The sequence below is a fragment of the Pannonibacter indicus genome, assembly GCF_001418225.1.
GTDB classification, from domain to species: domain Bacteria; phylum Pseudomonadota; class Alphaproteobacteria; order Rhizobiales; family Stappiaceae; genus Pannonibacter; species Pannonibacter indicus.
Genome location: NZ_LIPT01000008.1, coordinates 188,682 through 206,369, shown reverse-complemented (window position 1 = coordinate 206,369; position 17,688 = coordinate 188,682). Strand labels below are relative to the sequence as shown.

Genomic DNA, 17,688 nt, shown 5'->3' with positions numbered 1-17,688 from the left:
CGCGCAGCCTCCGTCAGGATCAGCTTGTCCAGCGTCAGATCCGCCACCGCCTTGCGAAGCCGTTCGTTCTCCTTCTGGAGATCCTTCAACTGCCGAAGCTGGTCACGGCTCATGCCGCCATATTGCTTACGCCACCGGTAGAACGTCAGCTCGGAAACGCCGATCTGGCGAACGGCATCCGCCATCGCCATGCCTTGGCCGCGCAAAACCTCAACCTGCCGAAGCTTCGTGACGATCTCGTCGGGCTTGTGTCGCTTGTTTGCCATTGTGGTCCTCCTTCAGGGTCAAAACCATACTTCAAGGTGGACCCGTTCAATGGGGGTGGATCACTCCGGCGCTGATCGGCAGGCGCAGCGCTGGATACCAGAGCGGAAACTTGCCCTCCCTCGATGCGGTCAGATCAAGGGCGAACATGGCGGCAAAGCACGCGGCCAGCAGCAGAAGCCCCGAAGTCTGGGGCAACAGCAAGCCTGCCCAGCCTGCAAGAGAAGGGGCGACGGCGATGGCGAGCCGGGTGAGAAGCTCCCTGTCTTCGAAAGGCCCGTCCTGTCCGGCGGATGCGGCCATGGCCACGCCCCAGTGAATGCCCCCCAGAAAGGACAGGATGACCGCGCCATAAGCTGCAAGTGCGAAGGCTGCTTGCGGGCGCAGCTCGGGCGGTCCTGCAAAGGTCATCAGGCTGGCGGCCGCAAAGGGGATCAGCCCGGCAACTCCGAGGGCAAGCGCCGGGCGCGGCACAGTCAGGGGATTGAAGGTGAGGTGCCGTGTCATCTGTCTTGCTCCTGCGGATGAGGGCGGAACACGTGTCTTGCCAGGGATTGCAGGGCAGGGCGGATGATGAGTGTCAGACGGTAGCCGGACTCCAGGATGGCGCGCGGAACCGGCCGGTCGAGCAGGCGGGCAGCACGCGCGAAGCGTGGCAGGCTGTGCCACAGGCTGAGAAATGCTGCCGCGCCCGAGCGCAGCTTTCCATCGGCGCCGCGCACATGAAACCGGGCAAGCGCGGCGCTGCGCGTGAGCCCGTCCGGCAGGGTTTCCGAGGCCTCTGAGGAGACATCCACCCAGCAGACACCCGCCGCGCCGGCCTGCCGTCTGTAGACGGCGATCTCGCGCGCGCAGAGCGGGCAGGCGCCGTCATAATAGACTGTGACGGGCGGCATTTCCGGCTGTGGTGCTGCCGGGGGCGTGACAGCGGTGCTCACCATACGATCTCCTTGCCTTCCGCATCATGGAAACTGCCGGTCTGCGCAGCGCTGAGATTATCGATGGTCTGCAGCAGCAGGCGGGCCGCCTCGTGTGGCGGACGCACCGTGAGGCCGGATCTGGCGAAGGGCTCTGACAAACGGCTCTCCACCGTGCCGGGATGCAGGGCGATACAAAGGCTTTCAGGGCGTTTGCGGGCCAGTTCGATACTGGCGGAGCGGACAAGCTGGTTGAGTGCGGCCTTTGCAGCACGGTAGCTGTACCAGCCGCCCAGATTGTTGTCGCCGATGCTGCCCACACGGGCAGAGAGTGTGGCAAACACTGCCTTTCCCTCGCCAGCCAGCAGCGGCAGGAAATGCTTCATGAGCAGGGCCGGGCCGATGGTGTTGATGGCAAACACCCGTGCCATGGCGGCCGGATCCATCTGCCGCCAGCTCTTTTCGGGCTGGATATTCCCCTCATGGAGCATGCCGGTGGCATCGAAGACAAGCCGCAGGGGCGTGGTTTTTGACGCGTCGCCAATGGCGAGCGCAGCGGCGGCAATGCTTGCCTCATCCGTAAGGTCAAAGGAGAGGCCACCGGTGCCGGACCGGGAGAGCCCGATCACCCTGGCGAAGCGGCCGCTTGCCTCGATCTGGCGCGCGATCCCGGCACCTATCGCTCCCGTGCTGCCTGCAACAACGGCGAGGCCGCCGGGCGGGAACGAGTTCAGGTCTTGCGCAGCAGGTCCGGTCAACTCGGGTGCTCCAGTCAATTCAACCGCTATTAATACGCCGCAGATGCGCTGCCGGTTCAGATGCCCCCGATGATGCCAGTGCCTTGTTCCTTCACGGGGATAATCCGCATTTTTACCAAGCCGGATAAAGTGTGCTTCTGGGCACCTGCTACCTTGTCATCTGCCTGTGACACTGAGCCATTAACCGGTCGGGCGAGGCGATAGACCTCGTAAACAGTTTCGAGAGAGCTAGCCATGTCCGGCATCAAGAAGAGCGATCTGTCCTGGGACGAATGGGATGAACTGCAGAACCCGCCCCCGGCCGTGACGGATTTCGACTGCGTGGTCGAAAGCGCCCTGTCCCGCCGCGGCTTCCTTGGCGGTGTCCTGGCTTTCGGCTCTGCCGCTGCTGCCATGGGCACCGTGGGCAACCTGATGTCCTCCACCGCTGCACTGGCGCAGGACACGTCCTCGCGCTTCCAGTTCAAGCCGGTGCCGATTGCGACCGGCCACACCGTTCATGTTCCGGAAGGCTACACCTGGAAGCCGCTGGCCAAGTGGGGCGAGCCGCTGTTCTCGGGCGTGCCGGATCTGGACCCGGAAAAGGCTGTCAGCGTCGAGCATTCGGACAAGGTGTTCGGTGAAAACACCGACGGCATGGAACTCTTCGTCATCGGCGGCCATCAGGTCATCGCCGTGAACCACGAATATGTGAACCCGGAAATCAACCTGCCGCATGCTCCGGAAGGTGTGCCGCAGAGCGCCGACGACGTGAAGATCCTGCAGCACATGCAGGGCGTCACCGTCATGGAAGTGGCGGAAGGCGAAAACGGCTGGCACATCGTGGTGGACAGCCCGTTCAACCGCCGCATTCATCACAACACCCCGATGAAGCTCTCTGGCCCGGCTGCCGGTTCAGATCTCGTCAAGACCGATGCCGATCCGTCGGGCACGGAAAGCTTCGGCACCTTCAACAACTGCGGTGCAGGCAAGACCCCCTGGGGCACCTATCTGACCTGCGAAGAAAACTTCAACGGCTACTTCGGCTCCACCAACGCCGAATTCAAGCTGCCGGACGACTACAAGCGTTATGGCATCTCGGCTGAAACCCGCTACGCCTACGAGAAGTTCGACGAGCGTTTCGACGTTTCCAAGCACCCGAACGAGCCGCGCCGCGCTGGTTATGTGGTCGAGATCGATCCGTCGGACGCCTCCTCCACCCCGGTCAAGCGCACCGCTCTCGGCCGCATCAAGCACGAGAACGCTGCCTGCGTGATCGCGCGTGATGGCCGCGTGGTCGTCTACATGGGGGACGATGAGCGTGGCGAGTTCCTCTACAAGTATGTCTCCAACGGCATCTACGTTCCGGGCGGCGACACCTCTAAGCTGCTGGACGAAGGCACGCTCTTTGTGGCCAAGTTCGCGGAAGACGGAACCGGCGAGTGGCTGGCTCTGACGCCGGAAACCACCGGCATGAAGATGGACGAGATTTGCGTCTTCACCCGCATGGCCGCTTCCAAGGTTGGTGCCACCACCATGGACCGCCCGGAGTGGGTTGCCACCAACCCGGTCGCCATCGAAGCCTACTGCGCGCTGACCAACAACAGCCGCCGTGGTGAAGTGAAGGACGGCAAGCTGCGCACCAACGCTGGCGGAGACCCGCTGGAAGTGAACGCTGTCAACCCGCGCGAGAAGAACAACTACGGCCAGATCGTCCGCTGGTTCCCGGCGAATGAAGACCATGCAGATGCTGCCTTCAGGTGGGACCTGTTCTGCATGGCCGGCAACCCGGCTGTCCACAAGGACGCCTATGCCGGCTCTTCGAACATCAACGAAGGCAACATGTTCAACTCGCCGGACGGCATGATGTTCGACACCACGGGCCTGCTCTGGATCCAGACCGATGGTGAAGACTGCAACGAAGGCGACTATGCCGGTCAGGGCAACAACCAGATGCTGGCAGGCGACCCGGTGACGGGCCGCATCGAGCGCTTCCTCACCGCCCCGAAGGGCGCAGAAGTGACCGGCATGACCTGGTCTTCCGACAAGCGCACCCACTTCGTCGGCATCCAGCACCCGGATGCTTCGTTCCCGGACGGCGAAGGCAAGCTGCCGCGCTCGGCCATCGTGGCGGTCAAGCACGAAGACAACCGCATCATCGGCTGATCTGCCGTGATCCTCTGAAACACGAAGGGCGTGCCCACCAGGCGCGCTCTTTGGTTTTCTTGAGGCTTTCGGCCTCTCTTCCCGCGCCAAGCCTCCCCGTCTCCGTCTTGCCATGGCTCGGCCATGGCATCCATTCCGTGGCCGTACCGCACGGTCAGCCTGTCTGAAGGCTTGTGCTCCGTTACCGCCTGGCGCGGGGAGAGGCAGGGGCGTGGATGCCATGATCAAGTCATGGCAGGACGGAATTGGGGTTAAGTACTTTCAAAATATGACTGTCTCTCAATCCCGGAACACGGTCAGCGCCAGGTGGTCGAGCAGCAGGATGGTCTTGCCGTCGCAGATGCGGCCGTCGCGGACCATGGCAAACGCCTCGTCAAAGGCAAGGTCCAGAACTTCGATGTCCTCGCCTTCCTCTTCAAGGCCGCCGCCGTCACTCACCCGGTCATCGGGGGAATAGGGGGCGATGAAGAAGGTGACCTGTTCGGTGACCGAGCCGGGGCTCATGAAGGGCGCAAACAGGCGCTCCACCTTGCCCAGCCGGTAGCCGGTTTCCTCTTCCACCTCGGCACGGATGCGGGTTTCGGGATCGAGCTTGTCGAGCAGCCCGGCGGGCGCCTCGATCATCTCCTCCCGATATCCGGCAACAAAAGCCGGCAGGCGGAACTGGCGGGTGAGCAGCACGTGGCGGCGCTCCAGGTCATAGGCCAGCAGCACGGCGCCGTGCCCCCGGTCATAGACTTCCCGTGTCTGCTCCTGCCATTGACCATCCGACCGGCGCAGATCAAAGCGGTAGCGGGTCAGCTTGCCCCAGTAATCGGAAAGCAGCGCAGCTTCGCGGATGCGGACCCGGTCTTGCAGGGTGCGGGCGGGCGTACCGGTCTCTGACATGGGAAAGGCCTTCTTGTTGCAATGCAGCAGAAAGGCCCTTCCCAAGTCTGTCTGTCAAGGCCAACCCGTGGCCAATCAGCGCGCGATGGCTTTTGCAAGGGCCTTGAAGGAGGCCTTGGGGGTGCGTTTCAGTGTTTCGAAGTCGGTGTGCACGATGCCGAAGCGTTTCTCGTAGCCCACGGCCCACTCGTAATTGTCCATCAGCGACCAGAGGAAATAGCCTTTCACCGGCACGCCGGCCTTTGCTGCCCGGAGGATGGCGGCAAGGTGCTGGTCAAGGAAATCGATACGACCATCATCCTGCACCTCGCCGTTGATCAGATGATCATCATTGGCAAGGCCATTTTCCGTGACGTAGAGCGGCAGGCCTTTCGTGTATTCCGCGTGGGTGCGCTTGAGGAAGAATTCGAGGCCTTCGGGATAGATTTCCCAGCCCATCTGCGTCTTTGGCAGGGGACCTTCCACCTCCTTGTGGGAGGGCCAGGCGCTGTCCGGATCCGGCGCGATGAGCTTGCGAGTGTAGTAATTGAGCCCGCACCAGTCCACGGGCGTCCCGATCACGTCAAAGTCGTTCTCCCAGCCCTTCGGCATGTGGGGGCCAAGACCTTCCAGCACATTGGCCGGATATTCCTTCTTGAAGATGCCGCCGAGGAACCAGCGATTGTAATAGCCGTCGTAGAGCTCTGCGGCCTTGCGGGCTTCCTCGCTGTCATCGGCAGGCGCGGCATATTCGAAATTGCAGACGGCGCCGAGGTTCTTCACGCCCAGTGCGCGCATGGCCTGAATGGAGCGGCCATGGGCGAGCAGCACATGATGCATGGCGCGGGCGGTGGCGCGGATGTCGCGCACACCCGGCGCATGGATGCCGAGGAAATGGGACAGCCAGGTGACGCACCAGGGCTCGTTGATGGGGGCGACGGACCACACACGGTCGCCCAGCCGTTCCATCATGAGAGTGGTGTAGTCGGCGAACCAGTCCGCGATGTCCCGGTTGCGCCAGCCGCCCTGATCCAGAAGCGCCGAGGGCAGTTCCCAGTGATAGAGGGTGAGGGCAGGCTTGATGCCGCGTTCCAGCAGGCCGTCCACCAGCCGGTCGTAGAAATCGAGCCCTTCCGCATTCACCGCGCCGCGCCCTTCCGGCATGACGCGGGCCCAGGAGGTGGAGAAGCGGTAGACGTCGAAATTGCCCTGTTTGAGCAGGTCCAGGTCCTCGTCCATGCGCAGGATATGCTCGCAGGCGCGCGCACCGTTTTCGGCGCGGATGACATTGCCCGGCGTTGCGGCAAAGTCATCCCACTGGCTGCGCCCCGCTCCGCCGAGGGCGCTGCCCTCGATCTGGTAGCTCGAGGTGGAGGCGCCGAAGAGGAAGTCTCCGGGGAAATCGGCACGGGTGAAGTTCATGGAAATCAGGTCCTGGCTGGCGCCGGTCCGGTGGACTGGCCAATGATGAGATCGCATTCAAGAAGGCGGGTCTGCGGCTCGCTGGCAGGCTCGGCAATCTGCGCCAGCAGCATGTCCGCCGCCAGACGTCCGGCCTCACGCACGGAGGAGCGGGTGGCGGTGAAGAGGGGCACTTCCGCGCCGTTCTTCAGATATCCAAGCTCGTCATCATGGATGATGACGGACACGTCCTTACCCAGCTTCAGGCCGCGTTCCTCGACAGCGCGGCGCACGCCGATGCCGGAGATCATGGAAGACGCAAGGAAGGCGGTCGGCGGTTCGGGCAGGGTGAGCATCGCGGAAGCAGCGGCATAGCCCTGACCTTCGGTCATCTCGGCGCTGAACATCAGTTCCGGCGCAGGCTTAAACCCGCGCGCTTCCAATGCTTCGATATAGCCGGAGCGGCGGCGGGCGGCGAAGTCCATGAACTCCAGGCCGTTGACCAGCCCGATGCGGCGGTGGCCGAGATCCAGCAGGAAGTCCGTGGCGCGGCGGAAGGCGCGGCGGTTGTTGATGTCGAGCCAGGCATAGGGAACCGCCGTGCCGCTGGAGCGGCCATGCACCACGAAGGGCAGGCCGATGTCTTGCAGCCGCGGAATGCGCGGATCGGCCATCTTGGGGCCATGGACGATGATGCCATCCACCGTGCCGCGGGATTTCAGCTCCCGGTAGACGCTGGCTTCCTGGTCATCCGGCACGATGGACAGAACCATCTCGTAGCCGGCGCGCGAGTAGCTCTCGCCTGCACCTGCGATGAAATCGGCGAAGACGGGATTTACCATCTCGTGCCGGGTGGCGATGGGGATGACGTGGCCGATGGCCATGGCGCGGCCCGTGGCAAGGCGCTGGGCGCGGGCATTGGGCTGATAGTTATGCAGCTTTGCGGCCGCCAGCACCCGTTCACGCGTGGCCTCATTGACCTCCGGATACCCGTTGAGGGCGCGGCTGACCGTGGTGGGCGAAAGCCCCAGCTTCTGGGAAAACTGCTTCAGATTCATCGGGGCACAACGCGGAAAGTCTCGGTCTGATCACCCAAACCGCTTTGAGTTTTGCGTGACTTTAGCTGCCTGCGGTGCTTGCGTCAAAGACCTTTGACCGGGTGTTTTGCTGCAGTGCGGCGCGAAAACACTGGGTGGATGTGATGTTGTAGCATGTCTGAAAAAACATCCCCGTTGACTCGCATGCGCCGATCAGCGAGTGTGAGGCATTCAAAGCGGTTTGAATGACGCTTGGTCCGGCGTGTGAAGCGCAGGAACCTGGCGCGGTACTGGGAGGTAGCGATGAAGACAGTTTTGCTCGCCGGCGCGGCCGGGCTTGCGCTGATGTGCGGCGCAGCCAATGCGCAGAGCCTGAAGTTCGAGCCGGGCGCCGACAGCCGTTTCAACTGGGAAAGTTATGAGGGCGTTAAGTCCGATGCCCTGAAGGGGCAGTCGATCACGGTGCTTGGCCCCTGGCTTGGGCCGGACAAGGCGCTGGTGGAAAGCGTCTTTGCCTATTTCGAGGCGGCGACGGGGGTGAAGGTCAACTATTCCGGCTCCGACAGCTTCGAGCAGCAGATCGTTATCGATACGGAAGCCGGTTCCCCGCCTGATGTCGCCATCTTCCCGCAGCCGGGCCTTGCGCGCGATCTGGCAGCCAAGGGCTTCCTGACGCCGCTGGGTGATGAGGTCTCCAACTGGCTGCGCGACAACTATGCCGCAGGTCAGTCCTGGGTGGATCTGGCCACTTTCAAGGGCAAGGACGGTCAGGATGCGCTCTACGGCCTGTTCTACAAGGTCGATGTGAAGTCGCTCGTCTGGTACGTGCCGGAGAACTTCGAGGATGCGGGCTATGAAGTGCCCACGACCATGGAAGAGCTGAAGGCGCTGACGGATCAGATCGTCGCCGATGGCGGCACACCGTGGTGCATCGGTCTTGGCTCGGGCGCTGCGACCGGCTGGCCGGCCACAGACTGGGTGGAAGACCTGATGCTGCGCACCCAGACGCCGGAGGATTACGACGCCTGGACGCGCAATGACCTGAAGTTCGATGATCCGAAGGTGGTGGGTGCCATCGAGGAATTCGGCTATTTTGCCCGCAACGAAAAATACGTGGCTGGCGGTGCGGCCGGTGTCGCAACCATCGATTTCCGCGACAGCCCGAAGGGCCTCTTCGCCTCGCCGCCGCAGTGCTACATGCACCGCCAGGCATCCTTCATCCCGTCCTTCTTCCCCGAAGGCACGGTGATCGGTGAGGACGTGGATTTCTTCTATTTCCCGGCCTATGCGGAAAAGGACCTTGGTCAGCCGGTGCTGGGTGCGGGCACCATGTTCTCCATCACCAGGGACAGCCCGGCCGCCCGGGCGCTGATCGATTTCCTGCAGACGCCGATCGCCCATGAAGTGTGGATGGCACAGACCGGCTTCCTGACCCCGCACAAGGGCGTCAACACGGAAGTCTATGGCGATCCGACCCTGAAGAAGATGGGTGATATCCTTCTGAACGCCACCACCTTCCGCTTTGACGGGTCCGACCTGATGCCGGGCGCCATTGGTGCCGGTGCTTTCTGGACCGGCATGGTGGACTATGTGGCCGGTGGAAAGGACGCGGCCGTGGTCGGCGCGGATATCCAGAAGGCCTGGGACGCGATCAAGAAGTAATGGCCTGTGCTGCCAGCCGCGATACGGCTGGCGGCTCTTCACAACGACAAAAAGCCGGTTGAACCGGATGCCGGGACCCTGCAGGCCGCATGTGCTGCCGGCGGGCCGAGGCGGGCGGGAGGGACAATGCTCCAGCAGATCATGATGGCGGGTGCGACGATTGTTGCCGGCGTGTTCGGCTGCGTCGCCTATTTCTACGGCTCCAACCTCATCCTTGATGCGGTGTTTCCGCCGCGCGGGGCCAATGCGGGGCGCAACATCAACCGGGCGGCCCTGATCCGGCCCTGGCTGTTCCTGGCGCCCGCCCTGCTGCTGCTGGGCGTCTATCTGCTTTACCCGGTGTTCGTGTCGGTCTGGCTGTCGCTGCACGACAGTTCGGGCACGCGCTTTGTCGGCCTTGGCAACTACATCTGGCTGGTAGAGGACGCTAAATTCCGCGAATCCATCCGCAACAACATGCTGTGGCTGCTGTTCGTGCCTGCCGCCTCCACCGCATTCGGTCTGCTGGCGGCAGCGCTGACGGACCGTATCCGCTGGGGCAATCTCGCCAAGTCGCTGATCTTCATGCCGATGGCGATCTCTTTCATCGGCGCCTCGGTGATCTGGAAATTCATCTATGACTACCGGCCCGCCGGGCAGGAGCAGATCGGCCTTCTCAATGCAGTGGTGGTGTTCTTCGGCGGCGAGCCGCAGACCTGGCTGACCATTGACCTGTGGAACAACCTGTTCCTGATGATCGTGCTGGTCTGGATCCAGACCGGCTTTGCCATGGTCATTCTCTCGGCTGCCCTGCGCGGCATTCCGGAGGAGACCATCGAGGCGGCGATTCTTGATGGCGCCTCGCCGTTGCAGGTTTTCTTCCGCATCAAGGTGCCGCAGATCTGGGGCACCATTGCTGTGGTCTGGACGACGATCACCATCGTGGTGCTGAAGGTCTTCGATATCGTGCTGGCCATGACCAACGGCCAGTCGGGCACGCAGGTGCTTGCCAATCTCATGTTCGACTGGATGTTCCGTGGCAATGACACCGGCCGTGCCTCCACGGTGGCGCTGGTAATCATGCTGCTGGTGACGCCGATCATGATCTGGAATATCCGCAACGCCCGCAAGGAGATGCAGTGATGGATCATATTGCGGGCAAGCGCTCGGGGCTCACCTGGGCCGTCAACCTTTCCGTCATCGCGCTGGTGCTGCTGTGGACGGTTCCGACCATCGGGCTTCTGGTCTCTTCCTTCCGGCAGGCGGACCAGATTGCCGCCACCGGCTGGTGGAAGGCGCTGTTTCCATCGGTTCAGAATTCCATCGTCCGGGCTGGCGATGCCGCTTCCCAGCGCGAGGAGGCGGGGCGTTTCGTCATTGATGGAAATGTCTTTGACACAGGCAGCGGCATTGTGACTGCCTTCGGCACCTCCTCGCGGGATCCTGCGGCCCATGAGGCGGGCACCACGGCCAGCCTTGCCGATGGGCAGACGCTGACGGTGGAAGCCGATGGCACCTACCGGCTGGAGAGCCCGTCGCGGTTCGAGGGCCGCAGCCCGCGCATTTTCGTGACGGCGGAAACACCGCCGAGCTTCACCATGGCCAATTACGAGACGGTGCTGTTTGCCGAGGGGCTGGGCCGGGCGTTTCTCAACACGCTGACGGTGACCATACCGGCGACCATCATCCCGATCCTGATTGCCGCCTTCGCCGCCTATGCGCTGGCCTGGATGGAGTTTCCGGGCCGGGCGCTGCTGATTGCCGCCATCGTCGGCCTTCTGGTCGTGCCGCTGCAGCTGGCGCTGATCCCCTTGCTGCGGCTGCATAATTCGCTGGGTATCGGCAAGGAGTATCTTGGGATCTGGCTGGCGCACACGGGCTTCGGCCTGCCCATGGCGATCTATCTCTTGCGCAACTACATGGTGGGCCTGCCGCGCGAGATCATCGAGAGCGCGCGGGTGGACGGGGCGAGCGACTTCCAGATCTTCCTCAAGCTGATCCTGCCGCTCAGTTTCCCGGCGCTGGCGTCCTTCGCCATCTTTCAGTTCCTGTGGACCTGGAACGACCTGCTGGTGGCCACCGTCTTCCTTGGTAACAACCAGCAGCAGCTCGTCATGACCGGCGTGTTGCGCGAGCTTCTGGGCTCCAAGGGCGGGGAGTGGGAAATTCTCGCGGCTTCCGCCTTCGTGTCCATCTTTGTGCCACTGCTGGTGTTCTTCGCGCTGCAGAGGTTCCTCGTGCGCGGGCTGCTGGCCGGTTCCGTCAAATAACCTTCCTCCTTCAAGTATCAGACGTATCAACGACAGGATTTCGTGAATGACCACCCTCATCAAGGACAAGGACTGGTGGCGCGGTGCGGTGATCTATCAGATCTACCCGCGCAGCTATCAGGACTCCAATGGCGACGGCATCGGTGATCTGGCGGGTATCGTCAGCCGCATTCCGCATATCGCCAGCCTTGGGGCGGATGCCATCTGGGTCAGCCCGTTCTTCACCTCGCCGATGAAGGACTTTGGCTATGACGTGTCCGACTACTGCGATGTGGACCCGATGTTCGGATCGCTGGCCGATTTCGACCGGGTGATTGAAACCGCCCATGCCCATGGCATCAAGGTGCTGATCGACCTTGTGCTGTCCCACACCTCGGACAAGCACCCCTGGTTCGAGGAAAGCCGCCAGAGCCGCAATAACCCGCGCTCGGACTGGTATGTCTGGGCGGATCCCAAACCGGACGGCACGCCGCCGAACAACTGGCTGTCCATCTTCGGCGGCCCGGCCTGGCACTGGGATGCAAGGCGCGAGCAGTATTACCTGCACAACTTCCTGATCTCGCAGCCGGATCTGAACTTCCACAATCCCGATGTGCAGGACGCGCTGCTGGATGTCGCCCGCTTCTGGCTGAAGCGCGGAGTGGATGGCTTCCGTCTCGACACCATCAACTTCTATTTCTGCGACAAGGAACTGCGTGACAACCCGGCCCTTCCGGTGGAGGAGCGCAACGATCTGACGGCGCCCAAGGTGAACCCCTACAATCATCAGCGTCACGTCTACGACAAGAACCAGCCGGAGAACCTGGAATTCCTGCGCCGCTTCCGCGTGGTTCTGGACGAGTATAACGCGGCCACTGTTGGGGAGATTGGCGACAGCCAGCGCGGGCTGGAGCTTCTGGGGGAATATACCCGGGGCGATGACCTGATGCAGATGTCCTATGCCTTCGAGTTTCTGGCAAACCGCCCAATGACTGCGTCCTATGTGGCGAGCGTCTTCGAGGAATTTGACCGTGTAGCTTCGGACGGCTGGGCCTGCTGGGCCTTCTCCAACCACGATGTGGTGCGCCACATCACCCGCTGGCATCTGACGCCCGCTGCCGCGCGCACCTATGCGACGCTGCTCATGTGCTTGCGTGGATCGGTCTGCATCTATCAGGGCGAGGAGCTGGGCCTGCCGGAAGCGGACCTTGCCTTCGAGGATCTGCAGGACCCCTATGGCATCGAGTTCTGGCCGAAGTTCAAGGGCCGCGACGGCTGCCGCACGCCGATGGTCTGGAATATCCAGCAGCAGAGCGGCGGCTTCTCCGAGGCACGCCCCTGGCTGCCGGTGCCCAGCGAGCATTATGGGCTCGCCGTGGATGCGCAGGAAAATGATCCGGCGGCGTTGCTCCACCATTACCGCCGTGCCATTGCCTTCCGTCATGCCCATCCGGCGGTGATGAAGGGAAGCCAGTCGCCGATGACGGTGACGGGAGATGTGCTGAGTTTTTCCCGGAAGCTGAATGGCGAAACCATATTCTGTGCCTTCAACCTCTCGGACACGCCGGCCGATATCCGTATTCCCGCACAGGACTGGGAAACGATCGGGCATGAGATCGGCAGTGTTTCGGAGCATGACGGCATCATCGCGCTCGGGCCCTGGGGCGTCAGCCTCATGCGCAGGCGCTGAAGGCAAGGGGAGGGCCGGCAGATGGCAGATCTGAAGCTTACGGACGTGGCCAAGGCCTATGGCGGCGTCAAGGTTCTCAGCAATATCAACCTGGACATCAGGAAGGGTGAGCTGATCGTCTTCGTCGGCCCCTCCGGCTGCGGCAAGTCAACCCTGCTGCGCATGATTGCCGGGCTTGAAAAGATCTCCGGCGGCACGCTGGAGATCGGTGGCGTGGTGATGAATGACGTCCCTCCCGCCCAACGCGGCATTGCCATGGTGTTCCAGAGCTATGCGCTCTACCCGCATATGACCGTGCGCGACAACATGGCCTTTGCCCTGAAGATTGCCGGCAAGAGCAAGGCGGAGATTGACGCAGCTATCGCCCGCGCAGCGGATATCCTGCAGCTGACGCCCTATCTTGAACGCCTGCCCAAGGCGCTGTCCGGCGGCCAGCGCCAGCGCGTTGCCATTGGCCGGGCAATTGTGCGTGATCCCAAGGTCTATCTGTTCGACGAGCCGCTTTCCAACCTCGATGCGGCGCTGCGGGTGGCCACCCGCATCGAGATTGCCCAGCTCAAGGAGCAGATGCCTGACAGCACCATGATCTATGTGACCCATGATCAGGTGGAAGCCATGACGCTGGCCAGCCGCATCGTCGTGCTGGCGGGCGGCGGCATCAGCCAGGTCGGCACGCCGATGGAGCTGTATCAGAAGCCGCAGAACGAGTTCGTCGCCCAGTTCATCGGCAGTCCGGCTATGAACCTCCTGCCGGGCGAGATCATCGCCACCGGCGGGATGACCCGGGTGCGGCTGGACAGCGGTCTGGAAGCTGTGGCCGCCATCCCGACCGGTGACGGCGACATGGGCCTCAAGGTCAATCTCGGTGTCCGGCCCGAAGACCTGCGCGAGACGGAGGGTGATCCGCTGTTCACCGGCACGGTGGACATCACCGAGGCACTGGGCGAGGTGACACTGCTTTATTTTGAGAAGGATGCGGCGGGGCGGCAGATGGTGGCCAAGCTGCCGGGCATCCGTTCTGGCCTCAGGCATTCCGCCGTGCGGCTGACGGCCGCGCCAGAGGCGCTGCATCTGTTCCACGACGGCGTGTCGCTGCTCTACCGCTGAGGCTGCTTGGTTCAAGCAGCTTTGGTTATGGCCTCGATCAGGGCCTCGACTTGCGCTCCGAACAGGGCCTGGGTGTCGATGGTATAGCGTCCGCCCGAAGGGGGGCGCAGCTGCAGGGCAGGCACGCCCTGTGCCCGCATGGCCTGCATCAGGCCCCTGCCTTCGCTGATCCACTCCTGCATGGCCGTTTCCAGCGCCCCGTCTGCGGCTGCGAGCCGGTCAGACGCGGCCTGCAATCCCGCGTCACTCAGGATCTCTGCGAGGACGGCCGGACTGGTGATGTCCTTGCCATCGGCATATCGCGCTGCCTGCAGCGCCTTCAGGGCCTTGTGCAACTCGTCCGGTTCAGTCAGGCGCACGGCGGTGAGGGCGAGATTCGCAGGGCCGCTGTCGATCCTCTGCGTGCCGCCGAACAATACGTTCTGCCGGTAGCTATCGCTGAAGGGCTGGCCGGTCATCGCCGTGATCCGCTCGTCAGCCTTGACGATATAGGAGGCGAAACCCGGGTCCATGGGCCGCGCCCCCGCCCCGGTAAACAGGCCCACCGGCTGCAGGGTGACCGTGATGCCTGGCTCCGCCGCGAGCCGTGCAAGGCCCGGACCGGCGCCGTAGCACCAGCCGCAGAGCGGATCGAAAAGATAGATGATTTCAGGGTTCACGGCATGGCCTCTGCTGATGAGGCTTGTCTTATGGCATGTTCCCTGGCGAGGAAAAAGAACGCCTGCGTGGATGACGTGTCCACACAGGCGAGACAATCGGTGCTGGGAACGCCTCAGGCGCTGGCGAATGTCAGGCTGACCTTGATGGCCTGAGAGCGGTCACCGGCAATGCGGAAGGCTTCTTCCGCATCGTCCAGCGCAAAGCGGTGGCTGATGATGGGCTTCACGTCGATTTCGCCGCTGTCGATCAGGCGGGCGGCCAGCGCATATTCCTCATGGAAGCGGTGCGTGCCCACGAACTCGATCTCCTTGCCGACGATCAGGTTGACCGGAATGGGCAGATCGCCGGTTACGCCCACCTGCACGATACGGCCGCGCGGACGCACGCATTCGATGGCGGAGCGCAGGGCAGGGGACGCGGCGGAACATTCGAACACCACGTTGAAATGGCCCTTGTCCGCCTTGAAGGGCTCCAGCGCTTCGGGCTGGGTCATGACATTGATGGTCTGTGAGGCGCCCATTTGTGCTGCCACAGCCAGCGTTGCGTCCTGTAGATCGGTGACGGTGATGCTGGCAGCGCCCGCCCGTTTGGCTGCGGCCAGGCAGAGCAGGCCGATGGGGCCCGCGCCGGTGATGAGCACGTGGCGGCCTTCCAGGGGGCCGGCCTGATTGGCTGCATGCAGGCACACGGCCAGCGGCTCGGCGCAGGCCGCCTCCGCGTGGTCCACATGCGCGCCCACCGGCTCGCACTGGATGGCATCGGTGACCACAAGGTCGCGGAAGCCGCCCTGTTCATGGGGGAAGCGCAAGGCCGATCCCATGAAGCGCATGGCCAGGCAGTGGGCGAAAAGCCCTTCCGCGCAATATTTGCAGGTGCGGCACGGCCGGCTGGGATTGACGGCGACCTTCTGGCCAGCCTTGAGCGAGGTGACGCCCTCGCCAAGGGCTGCGATGGTTCCGGCAATCTCGTGGCCAAGGATGATCGGTTCCCGGACGCGGATGGGGCCGAAGCCGCCATCCTGAAAGTAGTGCAGATCCGAACCGCAGATCCCGCCCGCGCCGATGGCGACAAGCACCTCACCGGGGCCGGGCTGCGGCACGCCGGCCGTCTCAATGCGCAGGTCATGCTGGCCGTAAAGGCGGCACACGCGAGTTTCCATGACGGTTCAATCCAGAAGATAGGCGGGCAGCCAGGTCGACAGTCCGGGGATATAGGACACGAGCAGCAGCACGATGATGTTGGTGATGAGGAAGGGCGTGATGGCACGGATGACCGGCGACAGCGGCAGTTTGGCGATGTTGGCGCAGATGAACAGGCACACACCCACGGGAGGCGTGGTGAGGCCGATCATCAGGTTCAGCACCGCAAAGGTGGCGAAATGCAGCGGATCAATGCCGACACCCTGCGCAAGGGCGAGCAGCGGTACGAAGAGGATGATCAGCGCCGCGATCGTTTCCATGAACATGCCGACAATCAGCAGCACGATGTTGATCAGCAGGATCACGACGAACTTGTTGCCGGTGATGGACAGAACGCTCTCGGCAATCATCTGCGGGATGCGCTCGGAAACGAGGATCCAGCCGAAGACATTGGCAAAGCCGACGAGCGCGAGGATGGCCGCCGAGGAGACGGCGCTGTCGATGACGATCTTCGGCACTTCGCGGATGGGCAGTTCCCGGTAGAAGAACGCGCCGACAACGAAGGCATAGATGCTGGCGACAACGGCGGTTTCCGTAGGCGTGGCAAGGCCGGTCAGCAGGCCACCGACGATGAGGCCCGTCATGGCCAGAGCCCAGAAGGCGCCGAGGAAAGCGAGGCAAAGTTCGCGCACGCCCTGCCAGGGCTGGCGTGGAAAGTTCTTGCGCACGGCGATGATATAGGTCGTCACCATCATGGCGAGACCCATCATGATGCCGGGAATGGCGCCGGCCATGAACATCTTGCCAACGGAGATGCCAGAGAGGGCGCCGACGATGATCATCGGCACGCTGGGCGGAATGATCGGTCCGACGGTGGAAGAAGCTGCTGTAATTGCGGCGGAAAAGTCAGCCGGATAGCCGGCCTTTTTCATGCCGGGGATCATCATGCCGCCGATAGAGGCCGCATCGGCCACGGCGGTTCCGGAGATGCCGCCGAAGAGCATGGAGCCGGCGACATTGGCCTGTCCTAACCCGCCGCGCATCCAGCCCACCAGCGCATTGGCGAAGCGCACGATACGCCCGGTGATGCCGCCCCGGTTCATCAGGTTGCCGGCGAGGATGAAGCCGGGAATGCACAGGAGAACGAAGACGTCGATACCGGCAAACATCTTCTGCGGCATGACGACGAGAGGAATGCCCTTGAACCAGAGGTAGGTCATGGAGGCGAGGCCCAGCGTCACCGCGACAGGGGCGCCAATGATCAGGCCGAGGGTGAAGACGCCGAAGAGAATGGCAAGGCTCACGGGGTTTCTCCTCCGGCTGCCTGCGGCAGGCCGTCACTTTCGCCGGTGGCAATGGACAGGAAGCGCGCGAGGGAAAAAATGCAGAGCGAGACGAGGGCAACCAGCATGCTGGCGTGAATGAAGTCCATCCGCCAGGTCAGGGCAGGGGACGTCTGCATGGCGCCGATGGAAGTGAAGCGCCAGGCCGGGCCGATCAGGATCAGGCACAGCATCGCCGTAAGCAGGGCCGACAGCGCCCGCAGCAGTTTCGGCCAGGGGGCGGGCAGGCTCTCGCAGACCAGATCCACGTTGACCAGATCGCCGCTGCGATAGGCAAGCCCGATGCCGATGGCGGCAACATAGAGCAGGGCGAAGCGGGTGAGCTCTTCCGTCCAGACGGGTGACGAATGAAAGAGCGTGCGCCCGAGCACCTGAACGAGCACCGCGCCCATCAGGATGAAAAAGGCGGCTCCGGTGGCAAAGCGGCTGACCGCAGCCACAAGCGCGAGGGCCTGTCTGAAAATCATGAT

General features: G+C 63.1%; 17 protein-coding genes. 6 read left to right on the top strand and 11 right to left on the bottom strand.

All coding sequences use genetic code 11. The features are described from left to right. The 4 genes from ASC48_RS13290 to ASC48_RS13275 form a co-directional block, all read right to left on the bottom strand. A partial coding sequence (locus ASC48_RS13290) for a transposase (protein ID WP_055456214.1) occupies positions 1-266 on the bottom strand: 266 nt, incomplete at its 3' end. Positions 267-312: 46 nt separating this feature from the next. Continuing rightward, positions 313-771 (bottom strand): DUF3429 domain-containing protein, encoded by a 459-nt coding sequence (locus tag ASC48_RS13285; RefSeq protein ID WP_055456213.1) that lies wholly within the window; start codon positions 769-771, stop codon positions 313-315. Further along, on the bottom strand, positions 768-1,205 hold the full coding sequence (locus tag ASC48_RS13280; protein ID WP_082440125.1) for a thiol-disulfide oxidoreductase DCC family protein: 438 nt from the start codon (positions 1,203-1,205) through the stop codon (positions 768-770). Before ASC48_RS13280 ends, ASC48_RS13285 begins: the two co-directional genes overlap by 4 nt. After that, positions 1,199-1,939 (bottom strand): SDR family oxidoreductase, encoded by a 741-nt coding sequence (locus tag ASC48_RS13275; RefSeq protein WP_141658952.1) that lies wholly within the window; start codon positions 1,937-1,939, stop codon positions 1,199-1,201. The genes ASC48_RS13280 and ASC48_RS13275 overlap by 7 nt, the downstream gene beginning before the upstream one ends. 234 nt (positions 1,940-2,173) lie before the next feature. On the opposite strand from ASC48_RS13275, the gene ASC48_RS13265 reads away from it, so the two are divergent. Continuing rightward, entirely contained in the window at positions 2,174-4,084 is a 1,911-nt protein-coding gene (locus tag ASC48_RS13265; protein WP_055456210.1) for a PhoX family protein, read from the top strand. Positions 4,085-4,363: 279 nt separating this feature from the next. Here ASC48_RS13265 and ASC48_RS13260 read toward each other — a convergent pair whose 3' ends face one another. The 3 genes from ASC48_RS13260 to ASC48_RS13250 form a co-directional block, all read right to left on the bottom strand. Next, the gene (locus ASC48_RS13260; RefSeq protein WP_055456236.1) at positions 4,364-4,972 is read right to left on the bottom strand and encodes an NUDIX hydrolase; all 609 of its coding nucleotides are present in this window, start codon (positions 4,970-4,972) and stop codon (positions 4,364-4,366) included. 75 nt (positions 4,973-5,047) lie between these two features. After that, positions 5,048-6,373 carry a GH1 family beta-glucosidase gene (locus ASC48_RS13255; protein ID WP_055456209.1) on the bottom strand — a complete coding sequence of 442 codons (1,326 nt, stop codon included), beginning with the start codon at positions 6,371-6,373 and terminating at the stop codon, positions 5,048-5,050. Between the two features lie 5 nt (positions 6,374-6,378). After that, entirely contained in the window at positions 6,379-7,410 is a 1,032-nt protein-coding gene (locus tag ASC48_RS13250) for a LacI family DNA-binding transcriptional regulator (RefSeq protein WP_055456208.1), read from the bottom strand. A gap of 282 nt (positions 7,411-7,692) precedes the next feature. Here ASC48_RS13250 and ASC48_RS13245 point away from each other — a divergent pair, with 282 nt between their 5' ends. The 5 genes from ASC48_RS13245 (at position 7,693) to ASC48_RS13225 (ending at position 14,076) form a co-directional block, all read left to right on the top strand. Then, entirely contained in the window at positions 7,693-9,051 is a 1,359-nt protein-coding gene (locus ASC48_RS13245) for an ABC transporter substrate-binding protein (protein WP_055456207.1), read from the top strand. Positions 9,052-9,177: 126 nt separating this feature from the next. Next, a complete protein-coding gene (locus ASC48_RS13240; protein ID WP_055456206.1) occupies positions 9,178-10,173 on the top strand; it encodes a carbohydrate ABC transporter permease in 996 nt (331 codons plus the stop codon). Next, a complete protein-coding gene (locus ASC48_RS13235) occupies positions 10,173-11,300 on the top strand; it encodes a carbohydrate ABC transporter permease (protein WP_055456205.1) in 1,128 nt (375 codons plus the stop codon). Before ASC48_RS13240 ends, ASC48_RS13235 begins: the two co-directional genes overlap by 1 nt. Positions 11,301-11,346: 46 nt before the next feature. Continuing rightward, positions 11,347-12,969 (top strand): beta-galactosidase BglA, encoded by a 1,623-nt coding sequence (gene bglA, locus ASC48_RS13230; protein ID WP_055456204.1) that lies wholly within the window; start codon positions 11,347-11,349, stop codon positions 12,967-12,969. Positions 12,970-12,990: 21 nt separating this feature from the next. Further along, on the top strand, positions 12,991-14,076 hold the full coding sequence (locus ASC48_RS13225; protein WP_055456203.1) for an ABC transporter ATP-binding protein: 1,086 nt from the start codon (positions 12,991-12,993) through the stop codon (positions 14,074-14,076). Between the two features lie 11 nt (positions 14,077-14,087). On the opposite strand, the gene ASC48_RS13220 is transcribed toward ASC48_RS13225, so the two are convergent. The 4 genes from ASC48_RS13220 to ASC48_RS13205 all read right to left on the bottom strand — a co-directional run bounded on the left by ASC48_RS13220 (position 14,088) and on the right by ASC48_RS13205 (position 17,685). Beyond that, positions 14,088-14,735: a DsbA family protein gene (locus ASC48_RS13220; RefSeq protein ID WP_055456202.1), complete on the bottom strand. Its 648-nt coding sequence runs from the start codon at positions 14,733-14,735 to the stop codon at positions 14,088-14,090. A 113-nt stretch (positions 14,736-14,848) separates the two neighbouring features. Beyond that, positions 14,849-15,895 carry an L-idonate 5-dehydrogenase gene (locus ASC48_RS13215; RefSeq protein WP_055456201.1) on the bottom strand — a complete coding sequence of 349 codons (1,047 nt, stop codon included), beginning with the start codon at positions 15,893-15,895 and terminating at the stop codon, positions 14,849-14,851. Between the two features lie 6 nt (positions 15,896-15,901). Beyond that, positions 15,902-17,179, bottom strand: a complete 1,278-nt coding sequence (locus ASC48_RS13210; RefSeq protein ID WP_055456200.1) for a TRAP transporter large permease — start codon at positions 17,177-17,179, stop codon at positions 15,902-15,904. After that, positions 17,176-17,685 (bottom strand): TRAP transporter small permease, encoded by a 510-nt coding sequence (locus ASC48_RS13205; protein ID WP_055456199.1) that lies wholly within the window; start codon positions 17,683-17,685, stop codon positions 17,176-17,178. The genes ASC48_RS13210 and ASC48_RS13205 overlap by 4 nt, the downstream gene beginning before the upstream one ends. Positions 17,686-17,688: the final 3 nt, after the last annotated feature.

Coding starts and splice junctions, on each gene's coding strand:
- ASC48_RS13285 (WP_055456213.1), bottom strand. CDS start 771: ATGACACGGCACCTCACCTTCAATCCCCTGACTGTGCCGCGCCCGGCG.
- ASC48_RS13280 (WP_082440125.1), bottom strand. CDS start 1,205: ATGGTGAGCACCGCTGTCACGCCCCCGGCAGCACCACAGCCGGAAATG.
- ASC48_RS13265 (WP_055456210.1), top strand. CDS start 2,174: ATGTCCGGCATCAAGAAGAGCGATCTGTCCTGGGACGAATGGGATGAA.
- ASC48_RS13260 (WP_055456236.1), bottom strand. CDS start 4,972: ATGTCAGAGACCGGTACGCCCGCCCGCACCCTGCAAGACCGGGTCCGC.
- ASC48_RS13255 (WP_055456209.1), bottom strand. CDS start 6,373: ATGAACTTCACCCGTGCCGATTTCCCCGGAGACTTCCTCTTCGGCGCC.
- ASC48_RS13250 (WP_055456208.1), bottom strand. CDS start 7,410: ATGAATCTGAAGCAGTTTTCCCAGAAGCTGGGGCTTTCGCCCACCACG.
- ASC48_RS13245 (WP_055456207.1), top strand. CDS start 7,693: ATGAAGACAGTTTTGCTCGCCGGCGCGGCCGGGCTTGCGCTGATGTGC.
- ASC48_RS13240 (WP_055456206.1), top strand. CDS start 9,178: ATGCTCCAGCAGATCATGATGGCGGGTGCGACGATTGTTGCCGGCGTG.
- ASC48_RS13235 (WP_055456205.1), top strand. CDS start 10,173: ATGGATCATATTGCGGGCAAGCGCTCGGGGCTCACCTGGGCCGTCAAC.
- bglA (WP_055456204.1), top strand. CDS start 11,347: ATGACCACCCTCATCAAGGACAAGGACTGGTGGCGCGGTGCGGTGATC.
- ASC48_RS13225 (WP_055456203.1), top strand. CDS start 12,991: ATGGCAGATCTGAAGCTTACGGACGTGGCCAAGGCCTATGGCGGCGTC.
- ASC48_RS13215 (WP_055456201.1), bottom strand. CDS start 15,895: ATGGAAACTCGCGTGTGCCGCCTTTACGGCCAGCATGACCTGCGCATT.
- ASC48_RS13205 (WP_055456199.1), bottom strand. CDS start 17,685: ATGATTTTCAGACAGGCCCTCGCGCTTGTGGCTGCGGTCAGCCGCTTT.